Here is a 16,448-nt window from a genome sequence, read left to right as displayed (position 1 = left end):
TCAAAACAAAGGCCCGTCCGCTGCCGGACGGGCCCGATGAAAGTAAAGTCTGGACTAGGAGGGTTTTCCCAACATCGAATCCACCATCTTCGTCGCTACCGCTGAGGCCGGAACGTTGTAGGTTCCAGCAGCCAGCGCCTGTTGTATGGCAGTAACCTTTTCCCAACGCACATCACTATCCGGACCGGATTGAGAAATTCCCGCGCCTGCTGCGCTCACCGTTGCTCGATCCGTGTTCTGCATGGTTTGATTATTTTTATGTGCACTCTGCGGCGCTGTTTCCGGTTGGTTGCTCACTGGGGTCGGATTGCTGATTGCATTCAATCCACTTAAAGAATTACGAATTTCCACGGTCTTTCTCCTCAATGGCTCTATCGGCGTGAGCGCACCAGCCGATACGGCACGATGGTGCAAAATTAGAGGTTACTAAGAGCAACCTTCTTAGAGCGTACACGGATGCATATGCCATGGATGGCAAATGCCACAAATCAAATCACTTGGATGCCAGAGAGCGCAGCGTGCGCTCGAATCCTACTGAGTCGAATAACGCTAAATTTTTCTTCGTGGTGCTCCGTTGAAAGATGGTAGGCGAGGCAGGGCTCGAACCTGCAACCCCCGGCTTAGAAGGCCGGTGCTCTGTCCAGTTGAGCTACTCGCCCGTAACTCGTTTGCGGCGCTTGTCCTATTGTAGCGGCGAATTGGAATTTCAGTTCGCCGGGACAGCCAAAGCGGAATCCGCAAAGGCATGAAGCGCCTGCTTCAGAACATTTTTGGCGTGTTCTTCCGACTGGCTGCAGGCCGTGAGATAGGCGGTCACGCCAAGTGCATCTCCGCCGGCTACAACAGCGCGGCGAATCACTAGATCCGCACGGCAGCAGCGCAGCGAAACCAGACGAAGCTGAGCACAGAGAGCAACACAATCCTGCCTGATGGTGTCCGGATTTTCCCACCGTTGCGGATCACGAGCCGTCAGATCGATATAGCAGGCCCATGCGGCTTCTGCCATGCCGGGTGAAGCATCCAGTTCATCCGCATCGAGCGATTCTTCATCCAGGTCCACTGGCCACAAATCGCACTTCGATGTCCGCACTGCGGAATGCGGCCCGTTCAGCCGCACAAGCGCATCTGCAAGCTGCGGAAAGTCTGCAGCTTCTGGCAACTCGGTTACCTTTTCGGGATGCGCGGTCAGATCAACAAGACTTTCCCAGTGCGCATCGATTATCGGCACGTCGGCGCCAATCTCGAACTCCCAGTCGGCTTCCATGGGTCAGGCTGCGATTTCCCGGAGGTACCGAATCACCGCTGCCTCAGCCCAATGCACTTCCATGCCTTTTCCAGTAGAAAGAAAAGCGCAGTGGCCACCATGTTGCGTCTCCGCCAGCGTAATCTGCCGGTTGGCCAGAAGAGTTTCGCGCGTCTCCTGCGTGAGCCGGATAAATGGATCGTCCAGCGCGCGCAGCACCAGCGTGGGCACTGCGATGCCGTCAAGAACGCGGGCCGCTGCTGCACGATAGTAATAATCGCTTGAATCCTGGAAGCTGCAGTAGCGTGCCACGATTTTGTCATCGAAGTCCCGCAGCGAACGAATCGATCCCAAATCTTCTGTGGAGTAAATATCAGGGAAGAGCGCGGCCTTTGTTTTATAACGCCGCAACAACCGCCGCAAAAAGTGCCATTCATAAAAGCGATTGCGAGGTGTATGCAGAGCGTCGGAGCTGACAGCCAGATCGATGGCCGGGCAAACCGTGGCCACGGCGCAGAGAGGCGTTCGCGCTCCCCACTCACCGGCCAGTTTCAGCGCAAGATTGCCGCCCATCGAATAGCCAATGAGCGCCACGCGCTCAAGACCTTTTTGCCGCGCGTAGTACTCCACCACTGCGCCGACGTCGCCGGAAAGGCCTGAGTGGTATAGCGTAGGTGTCAGCGCATCTGTGCCGCCGCAGTTACGCATGTTCATCCGCACCACATTCCATCCAGCGTTCCATGCCCGAGTGGTGATGCCCTGAATGTAGCGAGAGTCGGACGATCCCTCGAGTCCATGAATGAGAACAACTGTCAATCGGCTACCGGCATTACTGACGGGCTGCCAATGGCAATGACAGAGCACGCGGCTGTTATCCCGCAGGTCCACTACGACTTCATCTGTACTGGAAGCGAGCCGAAAGGCCGACCGTGGATAGACATCGCCAATAATAGTCTGCGCGTGTCCATTGCTGAGCCCACGTCGAGGCGTAAACGCCTTGATCCAATCAGAAAAAACCTGTGGATTTAGAGCGATTGGAAGAGCGGACGTAACGAGAGGCATGCCGATTTCGGAAATCGCAGAAGCCGCGGGTTGAAGCGAGTGGGCTGGTGTATCCATCCGGTAACAGTAAGCAGCAAAAAGAAGCAATGCCAGTGCGAGAAAAAACCATTTCGCACCTTTATTCCCTTTGACTTATCTAACTCAGGTTATCACAAATCGAATTATGCTTCTTCCGGAAGCACTGTCTGGCGACGCCTCATCAACCAGAGCAAAACTCCGGCGGCTGCCCAGCATGTGCCCACAATACGTGCGAGATTTCCCAGGTTCCACCATAAGCAGAGGCATGTAGCAAATCCGCCGAGTGAAATCAGCATGGGAAACCACTGCCGCGTGCCGCCATGCCTCCACAGCCTCAGCATAGAAGCCGCATTGACACCCATAAATGCCAGCAGTGCGCCGTAATTGAGAAGCTCAGTGCCAAGCTGGTAGCTGAAGACCAGCGCACCGACTAGGCAGATGGCTCCAATCAGCAGCACATTGTTGCGTGGAATACGGCTCTTCGGATCTACCGAGCCAAAGAAGCGCTTCGGGAGCGCGCCATCCTTTCCCATGGCGTATAGCAAGCGAGCTGCGCCAAGCTGTGAAGCCATGCCGGAGCCGATATTCGCCAGCAGCAGGGAACTGTTCACAATGAGAAAGAGAATTGGGCCGCCCATGCGCCCAGAAACGTGCACATAGGCCGTGTCGATGTCTGGGAAAGCAAGTCCGCGCGGCCACACAAGTTGTGCGACATACACTTCAACGCTTGCCAGAATACCTGTGACAAGGCACGTCAGTACAATCGCACGCGGCACGCTTCGCGCCGGATCTTTCGCTTCATCTGTCAGTGTCGAGATACCGTCGAAGCCTATATATGTCAGCACCGCGATGGATGTTCCGCGCAGCAGGCCGCCGGTATTGAAGGTGGAAGGATCATAAAACGGCGTCAGAAAAAACGCTGCATCAGGATGCGAGACCTGCATCAGCCATCGCACCGCTGCAACCAGCACCAGCACGATGACCAGCCCCAGTGCAGCTGCCATGCCTGCATTGATTCGCGCGGACGTTTCGACTCCATTGCAGTTCAGCAGCGTAAAGAAAATCGCAAAGAAGATGGCCAGGGTCCAGTACGGCACACCGGGAAGAAAATTTCTCACCGCCTGGCTGCACCAGATGGTACAGATCAGAGGATTCAGAACATAATCCATGACCAGGCACCAGCCGGTAATGTATCCCAGGCTCGGATGAATCTCCTTGCCGACATACAAAAACGCAGAGCCGCCGTGCGGGTAGGCGCGCGCCATGCGGCCGTAGCTGATGGAGGTGAACAGCATCGCCACCAATGCCAGCAGAATCGCTGTAACCACATGTCCGCGCGCTTCCTGGTAAATCACGCCAAAGCTCGGCATGGGCGCCGTGGGCTGGATGAGCACGATCCCGTAAAGGACCAGATCCCAGAAGCCAAGCGTACGTTTCAGTCCGGTTTCCTGCGGCGTCGCCGTCATCGCCCACCTTTGCTTGTGGCAGAAGACTTCTCTGGAGTCAGTTTAACCGGCGCAATGTTCCATCCTTCGACCTTTACCGAAAGCGCGTCGGGCGCATCCTCCGGCAGCTGAGCCGTAAGCTCTGACATTTCGCCGGGCGCAAGCTCGATCCAGTTATCCGACCAGTAAACCGGAGCAATCAATCCGCCGCTCTCCGTTGTGACTGCGGCGCGTACCTGAAAGGCCAGTGCCTGTTGTGAATTGCTCAGCCGCACATGCACCACACGCCCATGCTCTGATTTATCAACGGTCACCGTTGCTTCCACTTTTGCCTGCGGCAAATTCGTCAGCGCGCTCAAATCCTCATGACGTTGCGCGGGCGTGTGCGTGTAGTCGGTGTGAGGAAAGTCGAAACTCGTCAGTGTTCCCGGTACCCAGTAGAAGTTCCGGCTCATGATGCGTCCGGCTGCATCCTTCAGTGTCAGATCGATGAAGAACAGTCGTTCAGGGCTGGTAAACAATGACTCGGGAATCGAAAACACACGCTGTACACTGTCCGCGCCGGAATCCAATGTCGTCTCCGCCGCGTACAACTCATTCCAGTGCAACCCACGCACACTCACGCTTGCGTGCAACTCGCTTACAGGCTGGTACGTGCTGTTGATCACCTGAATCGAAGCATCATCATACGAGTATTGAATATGCAGCGGTTCGCAGGCCTTTCGAACCGCGAAATATCCCGCATCCGCATCGAGATAGTAGTCATACAGATGCCAGATCATTGACGGCCACGCATTATTCAGCATCCACTGGACCACTCCCGTCGAGCTGTACTTGTTCCTGGTGTAGGCCTCAAACATGGCGCGCTCGGAGTCATACGCCATCGTCTGTCCCATGCGCTCATACTCGGCGGCACTATGCGGCGGCGCGTATACCGCAGCCATCGCTTCGTTAAATACGGTTAGCGTTTTAAACTCTCCGCCGCCATTGTGAAAGCTCCAGTCATCACTTTGCGGCCACGCCTCCGGGTCTGTGAGGAATTTCGCTCTACTGGCAAGAGAAGGAATTGCCGGGCCGGGACTCGTCTCCGTGTTGAATCCAAATCCGCCACCATTCTGTTTATCAACGTACCAGTAGCTTGGAGCCACATAGTCGTAAGGCCCACTCATCTTCACGCCGGTCTGTCCTGCGTTCACCGTGGGTGTGCCCGTAGCGGACGAGAGCGTAGGATTCGGCCAGTGCGTCTCCGCCTCAATATCCAGATATGCTTTCTCCACATTCGCCGGTGGAGGATTGTCGCTGCCATTGAGCCATACCAACAGGCTCGCATGATGGCGCAGACGCAGCATCTGTGAGCGCAGTGAAGCCGAAGCAATTGTCAGATCCTCCGGCGTCCACGTGCTCCAGCGTTCCCAGTGATCACAACAGCACCAGCCAAGCATCACCAGGATTCCCTGCTCATCGGCTAGATGAAAGAACTCTTCTGTCTCCAGCTTGCCTTCCAGCCGAATCGTATTCAGGTGCATCTCGCGCACCAGATGGAACTGCTCTTTCAATTTATGCTCGTCTGTGCGCAGAAGCATATCCTGGCTCCAGCCCGCGCCGCGTATCAGAATCGGCTTGCCGTTTACGCGAAAGAGCCGCGATCCATTTGCGGTAAGTTCAGAAGTGACCTCTCGGAATCCAAAATCTACGCTCTGCTCATCGGACTTTGCCCCGCCGGCTGTGGCACTCATGGAGAGCTGCTGCAGATGCGGAGTTCCCATTTGCGCCGGCCACCACGGCGTCGCATCATGAATCTTTAACTGCGCAAATTTCTCCGGCGTAAACACCACGGTCTTGTCTTCATGCGCCGCCAGTTCTACTGGCTGCTCAAAATGCACACTTGCCGCCGTGCCTGACACTACCACTTTCACTGGATGATCTGCCGCATTATGCAACTCCGCGTAGACCGTCAGTTCTGCAACCTTCAGGCTTTCGTCTTCAAAGTGTGTCACAGCCATAGGCGAGCGCAGTGTAACCGGGCCGGATGCACTAAGGATTACCTCTCCCTGAAGACCCATATCTTTATCCGGAGGACACGGACTCCAATCCACCCAGTTGATACCAAGATCCTTTTCTGTCGGCGCAAACGTCTCTACCGCCAACACATTCTGTATGCCGGGCTTCACATAATCCGTCACATCCAGGTCATAGGTGCGATACGCGCCCGCAATCGAAGTTCCATCGGCGACCTTGCGGCCATTTACCCACACTTCGCCGCGATAATTGATTCCACCGAAATGTATCCACGTACGTTTATCGTGTTCCGTGCTCGCAGGCACCGCAAACTCTGTGCGATACCACCATCCGCAGTTGTAAGGACTACCCTGCGGCATCGGCAGATTGGAAAAATTATGGCCGATTGGATAGCTCGTTCCCGGTATCGATCTCAGGTTCATTCCGAAGAATGGATCGGGCACAAGCTTATTGGCCACCTGCGCGGCCAACACTGTGCTTGGCACGCGCACTTTCTGCCAATCCTCTGCAGCAAAGCCTGGCGCGGAGATTGTTTCTCCACCCGCGTGCAAAGCGCATGCCGATTGCAGACGCCATCCATCGTGCAGCGGCGTTGAGTTTTTCTGAGCCACAACCGCAGGCACTGCCAGCATTGCCAGAAATGCAAAACTCCGTCCCATCTTCATCATAGAGAAGTCTCCTTCTATCTTTGCTTTGCCGGCGGCGCGGTCGACATCCGCACAATCAGCTCTGGTTGTGTCTTATGCAATTTTGCTTTGGCCGGCAAGTTTACGCCGGACTGAATTGCCTGCAGCACGCGTTCAGCCGCTTCTATTCCCATCTCGCGTAGAGGTTGCCGGATCGTCGTGATTGCCGGTGTTGCCACTTCCGCCGGCAGCACATCGTCAAATCCTGTAACGGAACAGTCCTGAGGTACTCGCACTCCCCCTTCGGTAAGCCCTCGCACCACGCCCAGCGCCGTCAGATCATCAAACGCGAGCACCGCAGTAAAGAGTTTGCGTGACTGAAGCATCTGACGCGCAAAACACTGTCCACCCTCAAAGCCCGAGGCAGGTCCAACCACGCCCGGAAGCTGAAAGACCAGCTTTTCATCCAACTTCATGCCGGTCTCCGCAACAACGCGCTGAATGCCTGTCCAGCGCGGTTCACTGTCACACATCTCTTCCGGCCCGCGAATCACCGCGATGTGCCGATGTCCGAGATCATATAGATGCCGTGCCGCCAGCGCGCCGCCAGCCTCATTATCCACAAGAATCGAGTTGACCCCGCGTGAAGTCAGATCACGGCCTACAATCGCGATCGGCACATTGTTTTTGCGAATATCTCCCAGCAGATTGGTTTCTTCAAATACCCAGCTTGCGATCACAATCACGCCCTCGGCGCGTCGTTCCAGCAACGTGTGCAGGTAGTTGTCGAAGAGTCTGCGCTGCGTTTGCGCATCCATGACCAGTGGCATGTAGCCAGCTTTGTGAGCGCCTTCCTGAATGCCGCGCATGAGAGGTATGCAAAAGGGGTCTGAAAGATCGAACGCCAGGACGCCGATCGTCATGGTGCTTCGCCTCCGCAGGCTTCGCGCGTACGCATCCGGGTGATACCCAAGCTGCCGCGCGATCGTGCGGATATGCCCGCGCGTCTTTTCCGCCACGTTCTGCGAGAGGGGTGCTTCACTCAGCACAATCGACACCGTAGATACGGAGAAGCCGCTGGCGTGCGCAATGTCGAGCAACGTCACGTGCCCTGACTTTCGCTGGCCCATCCGCGTACCTCCTGCTGAGCAATCTCTTCGGCTTGGAATTTTCTTTATTGACACCTTAGCGAATCGGACATATAGTTCGCTAAACACTGATTCAAACGTTTCAATCAATATAATCCCGGAGGCCCGAGATGAGAATTGGAAAATTTGGAAAGATGTTTTTCCTGGGCAAGTTATGTTGTCTGATTCTGTTATTCGTCTCTTCGCATCTCCTTTTGGCTCAGGCTGGCCGTGGCGCCATCAGCGGTCTTGTCACTGATTCCACCGGCGCCATCATTCCTGGAGCCTCAGTCACTGCGAAAAATCCAGCCACAGGGGCGCAACTCGTCAGCAAGTCCACCGCATCTGGACTTTATTCCTTTATCTCGCTCTCTCCCGGCCGGTATGAAATCTCTGTCAGCGCCCAGGGCTTTGACACCCTGGTTCAGAAGAATGTTGTGGTGACTCTCGACCAGACAACCACGATCAATCTTTCGCTCAAGGTCGGATCTGTCGCCCAAGTGGTCACGGTGACGGAGGCTCCGGAACTCATGGACACCAGTAACTCCACCGTTGGCCAGCTCATTAACGCTGAAACCATCGACCGCGTGCCACTGCTTACTCGCAACGTCTACGATCTTATTCAGCTCAGTTCCGGTGTAACTCCCGCCAACGGTACGCCGAACTCTTCCAGCTCCTATGCCATCAATAACATCTCCAGCGGACGCCCTAACATTGACGTCTCTTCCTATACTGTCAACGGCGCCATCGTCGGCTCGGTCTATTACATGATCGATGGCAGCCCTATCGGTGTGTCAGAAAACAATGCGGGCACCATTCTGCCCGCTACGGATATCCCCGAAGATGCTGTCGATGAAGTTCGCGTAGAAACGCAGAACACGCCAGCCTCCTATCAGAGCGGCGCAGCCGGCGTTATAAGCGTCGCCAGTAAATCCGGTACAGAAAAATTCCACGGGTCTGCCTTCGGCGTTTTCCGTCCCAGCGCTCTCGCCGCGAATGAGTATTTCAACAAGCAGAGTCAGATTGCCGCCGGCACGCCTAACATCACGCCTGAGTTTCATCGCTACCAGGAAGGCGGCTCGTTCGGCGGCCCGATATGGCCCAGCAAGCACCTCTTCTTCTTTGGGGACTTTGAAGCCACCCAGCAACAGCAATACGATGCCTCCAACCGCTTCGTCGTTCCCACCACGGCCGAGCGCGGCGGTGACTTCTCTGGTCTCACGGACTCCAATGGCAATCCCGTGGCCATTTACGACCCTACGCAGCCGGACGTCGCCACGGGTCCGCTCGCTGGCACGCGCCAGCCTGTCGGCAATGGAAGCAATGTCATCGCCACTCCGAACGCGACCGCCACACAGTTTCTTGCCGAGATGCCAAAGTGCAATATGAGCAACGTCAATGGTGTTGCTTGTGATTCGCAATCAGACGACCTAACCCCGAATTTCTTCCTGCCTGGTCTCGACCCCACCGACTTCAAAAAGTTCGACGTCCGCATTGACTGGGCTCAAAGCCAGAATCAACGCATCTTCGGCCGCTTCTCGTTCGACCGGCACACCCAGTCCACCTTTAACGCCTTTGGCAACATGTGGGATCTGAATTACGCGCAGAACGTCACCAACGCGCGCAACATCCTCATCGCCGATGATCTGACGCTCGGCTCAACCATGGCGCTCAACCTGCGTTACTCGTTCACCCGTCACTTTGAAAATCAGGGCGGCGATCCTCGCCAGGACGGCTTTGACATCACCACGCTTGGTTTCCCTGCCTCACTGGCCGCGGAGCAGAACTTCAAGGGCCTGCCCTTCGTTCTCTTCAACGACAACGGCAGCGGCGTAGGCGGCACTGCAGATTACAATACCTTCCAGTTCGCCAGCGAAAATTCAGATGCTAGCGCGGCGCTCACCAAAACCTTCGGCAAGCATGTTCTTTCCGCCGGCTTTGAATACATGAAGCGCTTCATGAACGTCGGTCAACCACCAGCTGCCTCAGGCGCTTACGCCTTCGACATCTCGGCCACTGACCAGACCACCAACACCGCCGTCGGCGGCAGTGACTTCGCATCGTTTCTCTTCGGAGCGGGTACGACTCCTGGAACTGAATCCGGCGGCTACCCAAGCTTCACCAAAGATCTCTTTGCCGCTGAGTCCAGTCCTTATTACGCCGCCTTCGTAGAGGATACCTGGCACCCCACGCAATCCCTTACCATCACCGCTGGCCTTCGCTGGGATATCTTCGGGGGCAAGACTGAGCGCCATAACCGGCTCGAATACTTTGATTCCGCAATCAGCGCAACCGCGAGTGGCGTGAATTACACCGGTGCGGAAGTCTATGCATCAAATGGCAGCCGCTCGCCTTTCACCACCAACCTCAAGGATTTCGGTCCACGTCTCGGCTTCTCCTGGCAGCCGACAAAACATGTTGTCTTCCACGGCGGCGCCGGCATTTACTACGGCCCCAGCGTGCAAATGGTCGGCAATACCGGCCTCGACAGTGATGGCTATTCCACCAGCACCACATGGAATGCGACCCAGTGGAACAATGACCCCAACACGATCAACTACGATTGCAATTCCAACTCAAACCTCTGCGGTCTCCAAGGCAACACCGTCATTCTCAATCCTCTGAATAATCCATTCCCCAATGGAGTTGTGCAGACAATCGCTCATCCAACCGGTTATGCCAATAACCTCGGCACCACGCTCAACGCCATGCTGCACTCGCAGCGTACGCCCACCACTTACAACTTCAACTTCGGCTACCAGGTGGAACTTCCGCGCGCCTTCGTGCTCAGTGCAGCGTACGTAGGCAGCCGCGGGCTCTTTCTGCCGTTTGGCGTCGTGGACGTCAACCAGCTAGACCTTGCCACTATTGGTAAATACCAGGGCGCATTGCAGAACACCACCGTTCCCAACCAGTGGGCTGCGATTCAAGACCCAACAAACGCTAACTATGGCTCGGCGACAGTTCCACTCTTCGTTGCCCTGCAGCCCTTCCCGCAGTTCGGCAATGGCAGCTACGGCGCGGGCAACGGTATAAACATCCACGGCTATCCCGCCGGCGACTCAGAATACAGTTCGCTCCAGGCCAAGCTGCAAAAGCGCCTCACTAAGCACTTCACCATGCTCAGCAGCTTTACCTGGTCTAAGCTCATGACTGACGATGGCAATCCACCGCTCGGCTTCGTAGGCGCGCACCTCGGCGCTGCACAGGATACCCGCAACCTTTCGCTCGAGCACTCCGTTAGCCCGCAGGACGTGAAATATCAGTTCACCGGCGAGGCCTCCTACGATCTGCCCTTTGGCAAAGACCAGTTGGTTGTTCTCAACGGCGTAAGCAACGCGATCTTCGGTGGCTGGACTTTCAATGGCATCTTCTACTGGAGCTCGGGCATTCCGATTGCTTCGCCGGTCGCCGGCGCTCCCAATGCCTACTTCAACCAGCGTCCCAATCTCACTTGTAATCCGGCATCTGGCGCGCCGCATAACCTCGACCATTGGTTCAACTACAACTGCTTTACAAATCCCTCGCTCTACGTAGCCGGCAATGCGCCAGCCTATCTCGACGGCGTGCGCACCATGGGCGCAAAAAGTGTTGACCTCTCCATTTACAAAGCGTTCAGTCTCGGAGAAACTCGATCGATTCGCATCGAGGTATCGTCCTATAACATTGCCAACCGCGCGCAATTCGGCATGCCAAATGTTCCCGATATCACAGACGTCTACGCACAGGCTTCCGTGGCTCAGCTCTTCGGCCAGATTACCTCTACCGTCAACTCGCCACGTCAGTTCCAGTTCGGTTCGCGCTTTACGTTCTAAGGTGCGGTCGACATAAGTCATTCATAAAAAGGGAGCGGCTGAACTAAGCCGCTCCTTTTTATTTCATGCAGTCAGATTCTCTGTATCTCCCCATACACTGGTCTGGTTGGTATTTGCGCAACTTGAGAAGAAGTTGCGGGGGTGAACGTGGGAGTTCTGGACAAGTTTCGGCTGGATGGAAGATTGGCGCTGGTAACTGGAGCAGCAAGCGGACTGGGTGCGGCGATTGCAGTGGCTCTGGCCGAGGCGGGAGCAAATGTGGCGTGCCACGGCAATCGGCGCCCAGCCCACGATACGGCAGAGTACGTCCGCTCGCTCGGACGTAGTGCGGAAAGCTTTGCCGCAGACCTCAGCGCCACGGACGGAGCGGACACGCTCTATGCTGCAGTAACGGCAAGCATGGGTGCGCCCGAGGTCCTGGTCAACAATGCCGGAATGATTCACCGCGATTCAGCGGAGAATTTCGACATTGAGGCGTGGATGAAGGTGGTCCAGGTGAATCTGAACAGCGTCTTCCGGCTGAGCCAGCTTGCAGGGCGAGCAATGCTCGAGCGCGGACAAGGCAAGATCATCAACATCGCGTCTTTGTTGGCGTTTCAGGGAGGCATCCGTGTGCCGGCGTATGCAGCCTCCAAGGGCGGCGTTGCGCAACTGACCAAAGCTCTTGCGAATGAGTGGGCCGCGCGCAATGTGCAGGTCAATGCGATCGCACCCGGTTACTTCCGCACGGAGAACACCGCGCAGCTGCAACAGGATGAAACGCGGAACCGGCAAATTCTAGAGCGAATTCCGGCAGGACGATGGGGCGATCCCGGGGACTTGGCGGGTGCAGCTGTCTTTCTCGCCTCGGCAGCAAGCAACTACGTGACCGGCGAAGTCCTGGTAGTTGACGGCGGATGGATGGCGCGATAAGAGCGCGCTACTCCTTCACCTTGATCACAATGCTGCTGTATGTCTCCCCTGGCGCAAGAATCAACTGGTGCGGCGTGCCTGCGGGAACGTGCACAACATCACCTTTGCGGATCACCTGGCGCGTTCCGCCTTCAATTCCGCTCCCCTTTGTTTCTCCATCCGGCGCTGTCTGCGCATGCTGGACCTGCCCGCCGGTAATCAACGTGGCGCTGCCATCCGTGACAAAGAAAATGTCATCGAAATGCGCGTGTACCTCGGCTCCGCCACTGCTGGTGCGGACGGAAAGCTTGATGGCGTGTGATTGGAAATCGCCAAGCGTTGCTCCGCTGCTACCGGAGGTTTTGGCCGGCGCAATCAGCGCTTCAAGCTGCGCGACAACATCTTTACCAGCGTAGACCTGCGCACCAGATGCCGATTGCGCAAATGCCGGAGCACCGATCGCCACGGACAGAATAAAAGCCGGAATGAGCCTCATGCAGATACCTTCCTGTTCAGCGAAGAATTTTCAGTGACCGGGCAAAACGGCCGTTATTGCTGCTTCCTCTGCTCGATCAGCCAGCGCACCACTTCCTGGCCTGCAGCAAAGTTGTCATCCACCGGCAAACGTTTGCGCCCATCGGTGTACTCGTTGTATATCCACGGATCGACAACGGCAAGCACGGTACCCTTTCCATATTTCGTTGTGGCAATGACGATGGTTCCGCGATCCGTAAGCAGAGCCCGAGCCGCTGCGGAGACCGTAATCGTGCAGGTGTCTTTCATATAAAGCGTATGCGCGGCATGAAATAGCGCACCATCCGGCTGCGCTGCAATCAATCCCGGCGCATAGTCATTGCCCACCACATGATGACTCAGTACTGCATTGAAGTGGATGCCGAATCGATCAACAATATTGTTGAAGTGCTCAATGTCAGCGTTGGGGGGATCGTTTTCAAGCAGCACAAGTATACCGCCCCGCTTCACCCATGAGGCAACCTGCTCGCCGTCCTCAGGCTGCGCATAATGTGGATTCGGATTCTTAGAAGGATTGTCAGGCGAGGCGATGACATAGTATTGCGCCTGTTCAAGATTCTTCGCAGTAGGCGCGCTATAAAGCGTTCCAAGCGTCGCACCGTGGTTCGCAAAAATCTGGCCAAACAACGAGTAGCCGCTGTCGCTCATGTCGTCCCATTTGTAATGGAAGAATTCATCCTGTCCGGCAGCGTTTTTTCTCTTCTGGCTGTTGAACCACGCGTCAACAACTACTGTCTGGCCGCTTGCATCGAATTGCGCCTTCGGTCCATCCTGTGAGTTCTCCATTTCAGAAGCAGCCAACAGAAATGCACCAATGCCTTTAGGATCGTTGTCTCCCACGGGCGCATGCACATAGTAGTCGTAGCTGCCGTCACGATACGGCGTGCCGCCCAGCCCCACTGCTTTCACCGTGCTGGTCAACGTAATCGAACCATCCGTTCCCGTCTGGACAAAACGATCTTGGATTCCTTTCCAGGCGCGGTTTGCATTCGCGGAGTACTGCGCAGGCAGATAGCCCAGGCGTACGCCTTTTTGAAACGCATAGGCAAACATGCAGGCAGCGGAAGACTCGAAGTAGTTTCCTTTTTCGCCGGGCTTGTCCAGCACCTGGTACCACAGCCCGGTGCGCGCATCCTGTACCCGCGCTACGGTCTGGGCTGTGTGGTTGAGAATGCCGATCAACTCAGCCCGTCCCGGATCGTTCTGCGGATAAAAGGGCAGGGAATCGACCAGCGCCATCATGTACCAGCCCATACCGCGAGCCCAGAAGATACGTGAAACGCCCGTAGTCTTATCACTCCATGGTTGCTTCCGTGATTCATCCCATGCATGGTACAGCAGCCCAGTTTTCGGATCGCGTGTGTGCGCTTCCATCAGCGTGAACTGCCGCGTGATGTCTGCAAAGTCCTGCGGCTCCTGAAAGACCTCAGCATATTCGGCGTAAAAAGGTTCAGCCATGTAAAGGCCGTCGAGCCACATCTGATCGGGGTAAATCTGCTTGTGCCAGAAGCCGCCGGATGCCGTGCGTGGCTGCGTAGAAAGCTGCCCACGCAGCAAGGTGGCAGCGTTATGGTAACGGGCATATCTGGTTACGCGATACAAAAGCAACAATTCGCGACCCAGCGCGATATTGTCCAGCGTGCTGGCAGCCGGATCATAAGTTGGAATGGTGCCATCAGGCAAAACCAGCGCGTCAACGGATTCCTTGATGTACGTGAAATAGTCACCATCAGCGGACGAGTACCAGACCGCGTCCATGCCATTCAGCAGCGTGGCCAGCTCATAGTTCCACTTCCACTTTTCACCCGGCTTCGTAAAGCGGCCTTGAGGCCAGCGAGCCATTGTAGCGTTGGCCATGCGCTGCGAGATGGAAATTTGCTGAGCAACCGCAGCGCAGCAGAATGCGATGCAAAGCAGCAGGATGATTGAGCGCGGATAGAAGCGAGGAAATGGCAGCATTGCAGCAGTCTATGTTGGCTAGGCTTTTAAATGCTCAGACATCATAATTCGGAGCGCCATCGTTAGACCAATTGGGTGGTCAGAATCTCTGACAGGAGAAATCAGCAATACAGCGAAGAAGACGGCGAAGAAAAAACTGCATCTAATAAAGCGAAGAAGGAAAAGACCCAAAGGGGAGCGAATCATGACAGACGCAAAGAAGAAGCTTGAAGATGAAGCCGAACAGACCGCCGCGCACGATGAGCCGATGGGAAGCGTAGCCGCGGCCGTGCCGCGCGACAGCGGCTCCGCCCTCAAAGAAGGTGATAAATGCCCACCGAACCATGCTCCCGACCATGAAGGCGGCCACGCCACAATTGTTGCGGGCACGGAATCGCACGTGGCAGACCAGCCCGAGGAGCACCCCAAAAAGCCCATTACGCCATGAAGATGAAGGGGGACTGCCCGGTTTTCCAGAGTGGATTCAGCATGAAAACAACATCCTGGAGCCGGACGGTTACGCTTTCACTCAGCGGGAGCCAGAGCTTTAAGCCTGTTTTAGTTCCGGTCAAACGGTTCTAAATAGATTGGCATGAATCGCACAACGGAAGGTGCCAGCACTCAATAATTCAATATATGTAATGTCAATTGGGGCGGCTAGTGGGGATCGAACCCACGACATCCTGAGCCACAGTCAGGCGTTCTGCCGCTGAACTATAGCCGCCATGCAACCCTTTGATTGTACCATTAAATTCAATTTGACTGGCTCTGAAACCCTATGCCAAACTCCCTCTCCAAGCTGCCGGAACCATCACAAACTCCAGTGATTTTGCCTCCCATTACTGGTCGGTGGGAACGAGGAGTCTGGCTCTTCCGCGACGAAACACTCCGTCAGCTTGAAGTGCTGCTCGACGAAGCTTTCCGCATTCCTGGAACCGATTTCCGCTTCGGTATCGACGGCATCATTGGCCTCATTCCCGGCCTCGGGGACGTTCTCGCCGGCCTCCTCTCACTCATTATCCCGATCGCCGCATGGATTCGTGGCGTTCCTTATGTCACCCTCATTCGCATGGCCGTCAACATCGCCATAGGTGTTCTTGTCGGGGCCATTCCTCTCCTCGGAGACATCTTCGACGTCGCCTGGAAGGCCAATCGCCGCAACTACCTCTTGCTCCAGCGCCATCTGCACGAGCCCCGCAGGCATACCTGGCGTGACTGGTGCTTCCTGTTGCTTCTTCTCTGCGCACTGGGCGTCGTCTTCGCCATTCCGATCCTCATCGTCGCATGGCTGTTAGCCCTCCTTTTTGAAGGCCTGCAGCCCTCCGCTGTCGCCGCATTTCACGTTACAATCAATAGCAGTGTCGGGGCGTAGCGCAGCCTGGTAGCGCATCTGCTTTGGGAGCAGAGGGCCGGGGGTTCGAATCCCTCCGCCCCGACCATCTACCTCTTTCCTTTCAATAAGTTTGACTGAGTAGCAGGGTTGGGATACGAACTTGCCGTGGGAGAGCCCATGCAAGTGCATATCACCAAGCGTATCGACATCGCTGACGACGCGTTCGAGTACGAACACCGTATGAAGGACTAGGTCGAAGGGGACGAAGACAATCGCGAGCAGTACTAGCCTACTGAGGTTGAGAAAGCGCTACCGGATTGCATTCGGGGCACACTCAAAAGCGATGACCACCGCCGCTGGAAACGAGCCTTAGCAAGTACGTCTCCGGCAACGCAAC

Annotated in this window: 12 protein-coding genes and 3 tRNA genes; 5 read left to right on the top strand and 10 right to left on the bottom strand. The window is 55.9% G+C overall.

Annotated elements, in window-relative coordinates; all coding sequences use genetic code 11:
- Window positions 1-54 precede the first annotated feature (54 nt).
- The 7 genes from flgM to VO84_RS03870 all read right to left on the bottom strand — a co-directional run bounded on the left by flgM (window position 55) and on the right by VO84_RS03870 (window position 7,543).
- Window positions 55-414 carry a flagellar biosynthesis anti-sigma factor FlgM gene (gene flgM, locus VO84_RS03900; protein WP_197413882.1) on the bottom strand — a complete coding sequence of 120 codons (360 nt, stop codon included), beginning with the start codon at window positions 412-414 and terminating at the stop codon, window positions 55-57.
- A gap of 168 nt (window positions 415-582) precedes the next feature.
- A tRNA-Arg gene (locus tag VO84_RS03895) sits at window positions 583-659 on the bottom strand.
- A gap of 47 nt (window positions 660-706) precedes the next feature.
- The gene (locus tag VO84_RS03890) at window positions 707-1,264 is read right to left on the bottom strand and encodes a hypothetical protein (RefSeq protein ID WP_058185979.1); all 558 of its coding nucleotides are present in this window, start codon (window positions 1,262-1,264) and stop codon (window positions 707-709) included.
- A gap of 3 nt (window positions 1,265-1,267) precedes the next feature.
- On the bottom strand, window positions 1,268-2,362 hold the full coding sequence (locus VO84_RS03885) for a YheT family hydrolase (protein ID WP_231737773.1): 1,095 nt from the start codon (window positions 2,360-2,362) through the stop codon (window positions 1,268-1,270).
- Between the two features lie 104 nt (window positions 2,363-2,466).
- On the bottom strand, window positions 2,467-3,789 hold the full coding sequence (locus VO84_RS03880; protein WP_058185978.1) for an APC family permease: 1,323 nt from the start codon (window positions 3,787-3,789) through the stop codon (window positions 2,467-2,469).
- The gene (locus VO84_RS03875) at window positions 3,786-6,455 is read right to left on the bottom strand and encodes a glycoside hydrolase family 2 protein (protein WP_231737772.1); all 2,670 of its coding nucleotides are present in this window, start codon (window positions 6,453-6,455) and stop codon (window positions 3,786-3,788) included. The genes VO84_RS03880 and VO84_RS03875 overlap by 4 nt, the downstream gene beginning before the upstream one ends.
- 14 nt (window positions 6,456-6,469) lie before the next feature.
- The gene (locus VO84_RS03870; protein WP_058185977.1) at window positions 6,470-7,543 is read right to left on the bottom strand and encodes a LacI family DNA-binding transcriptional regulator; all 1,074 of its coding nucleotides are present in this window, start codon (window positions 7,541-7,543) and stop codon (window positions 6,470-6,472) included.
- Between the two features lie 128 nt (window positions 7,544-7,671).
- On the opposite strand from VO84_RS03870, the gene VO84_RS03865 reads away from it, so the two are divergent.
- Together VO84_RS03865 and VO84_RS03860 are read left to right on the top strand one after the other, a co-directional pair.
- Window positions 7,672-11,355: a TonB-dependent receptor gene (locus VO84_RS03865; RefSeq protein WP_058185976.1), complete on the top strand. Its 3,684-nt coding sequence runs from the start codon at window positions 7,672-7,674 to the stop codon at window positions 11,353-11,355.
- Between the two features lie 147 nt (window positions 11,356-11,502).
- Window positions 11,503-12,267: a glucose 1-dehydrogenase gene (locus tag VO84_RS03860; RefSeq protein WP_058186019.1), complete on the top strand. Its 765-nt coding sequence runs from the start codon at window positions 11,503-11,505 to the stop codon at window positions 12,265-12,267.
- 7 nt (window positions 12,268-12,274) lie between these two features.
- On the opposite strand, the gene VO84_RS03855 is transcribed toward VO84_RS03860, so the two are convergent.
- Both VO84_RS03855 and VO84_RS03850 read right to left on the bottom strand, forming a co-directional pair.
- Window positions 12,275-12,742 (bottom strand): hypothetical protein, encoded by a 468-nt coding sequence (locus VO84_RS03855; protein WP_058185975.1) that lies wholly within the window; start codon window positions 12,740-12,742, stop codon window positions 12,275-12,277.
- 53 nt (window positions 12,743-12,795) lie between these two features.
- Complete coding sequence (locus tag VO84_RS03850; protein WP_058185974.1) at window positions 12,796-14,739, bottom strand: glycoside hydrolase family 88 protein; 1,944 nt, start codon at window positions 14,737-14,739, stop codon at window positions 12,796-12,798.
- A gap of 184 nt (window positions 14,740-14,923) precedes the next feature.
- Between VO84_RS03850 and VO84_RS03845 the strand changes: the two genes are divergently transcribed.
- A complete protein-coding gene (locus VO84_RS03845) occupies window positions 14,924-15,166 on the top strand; it encodes a hypothetical protein (RefSeq protein ID WP_058185973.1) in 243 nt (80 codons plus the stop codon).
- Between the two features lie 201 nt (window positions 15,167-15,367).
- Here the strand turns inward: VO84_RS03845 and VO84_RS03840 are convergent.
- Window positions 15,368-15,442 (bottom strand) — tRNA-His (locus VO84_RS03840).
- A 99-nt stretch (window positions 15,443-15,541) separates the two neighbouring features.
- Between VO84_RS03840 and VO84_RS03835 the strand changes: the two genes are divergently transcribed.
- Both VO84_RS03835 and VO84_RS03830 read left to right on the top strand, forming a co-directional pair.
- Complete coding sequence (locus tag VO84_RS03835) at window positions 15,542-16,090, top strand: DUF4112 domain-containing protein (protein WP_231737777.1); 549 nt, start codon at window positions 15,542-15,544, stop codon at window positions 16,088-16,090.
- Window positions 16,081-16,157: transfer RNA gene (locus tag VO84_RS03830), tRNA-Pro, on the top strand. The genes VO84_RS03835 and VO84_RS03830 overlap by 10 nt, the downstream gene beginning before the upstream one ends.
- Window positions 16,158-16,448 lie beyond the last annotated feature (291 nt).

The organism is Occallatibacter gabretensis, assembly GCF_001449115.1.
In the GTDB taxonomy this organism is placed as follows: Bacteria; Acidobacteriota; Terriglobia; order Terriglobales; family Acidobacteriaceae; genus Telmatobacter; species Telmatobacter gabretensis.
Note: the sequence above shows the minus strand (reverse complement) of the source record. Positions and strands in the feature narration are given on the sequence as shown.

Excerpts from the sequence above, each read along its gene's own strand:
- VO84_RS03890 (WP_058185979.1), bottom strand. The coding sequence starts at position 1,264 with ATGGAAGCCGACTGGGAGTTCGAGATTGGCGCCGACGTGCCGATAATC.
- VO84_RS03885 (WP_231737773.1), bottom strand. The coding sequence starts at position 2,362 with ATGGATACACCAGCCCACTCGCTTCAACCCGCGGCTTCTGCGATTTCC.
- VO84_RS03880 (WP_058185978.1), bottom strand. The coding sequence starts at position 3,789 with ATGACGGCGACGCCGCAGGAAACCGGACTGAAACGTACGCTTGGCTTC.
- VO84_RS03875 (WP_231737772.1), bottom strand. The coding sequence starts at position 6,455 with ATGATGAAGATGGGACGGAGTTTTGCATTTCTGGCAATGCTGGCAGTG.
- VO84_RS03870 (WP_058185977.1), bottom strand. The coding sequence starts at position 7,543 with ATGGGCCAGCGAAAGTCAGGGCACGTGACGTTGCTCGACATTGCGCAC.
- VO84_RS03865 (WP_058185976.1), top strand. The coding sequence starts at position 7,672 with ATGAGAATTGGAAAATTTGGAAAGATGTTTTTCCTGGGCAAGTTATGT.
- VO84_RS03855 (WP_058185975.1), bottom strand. The coding sequence starts at position 12,742 with ATGAGGCTCATTCCGGCTTTTATTCTGTCCGTGGCGATCGGTGCTCCG.
- VO84_RS03850 (WP_058185974.1), bottom strand. The coding sequence starts at position 14,739 with ATGCTGCCATTTCCTCGCTTCTATCCGCGCTCAATCATCCTGCTGCTT.
- VO84_RS03845 (WP_058185973.1), top strand. The coding sequence starts at position 14,924 with ATGACAGACGCAAAGAAGAAGCTTGAAGATGAAGCCGAACAGACCGCC.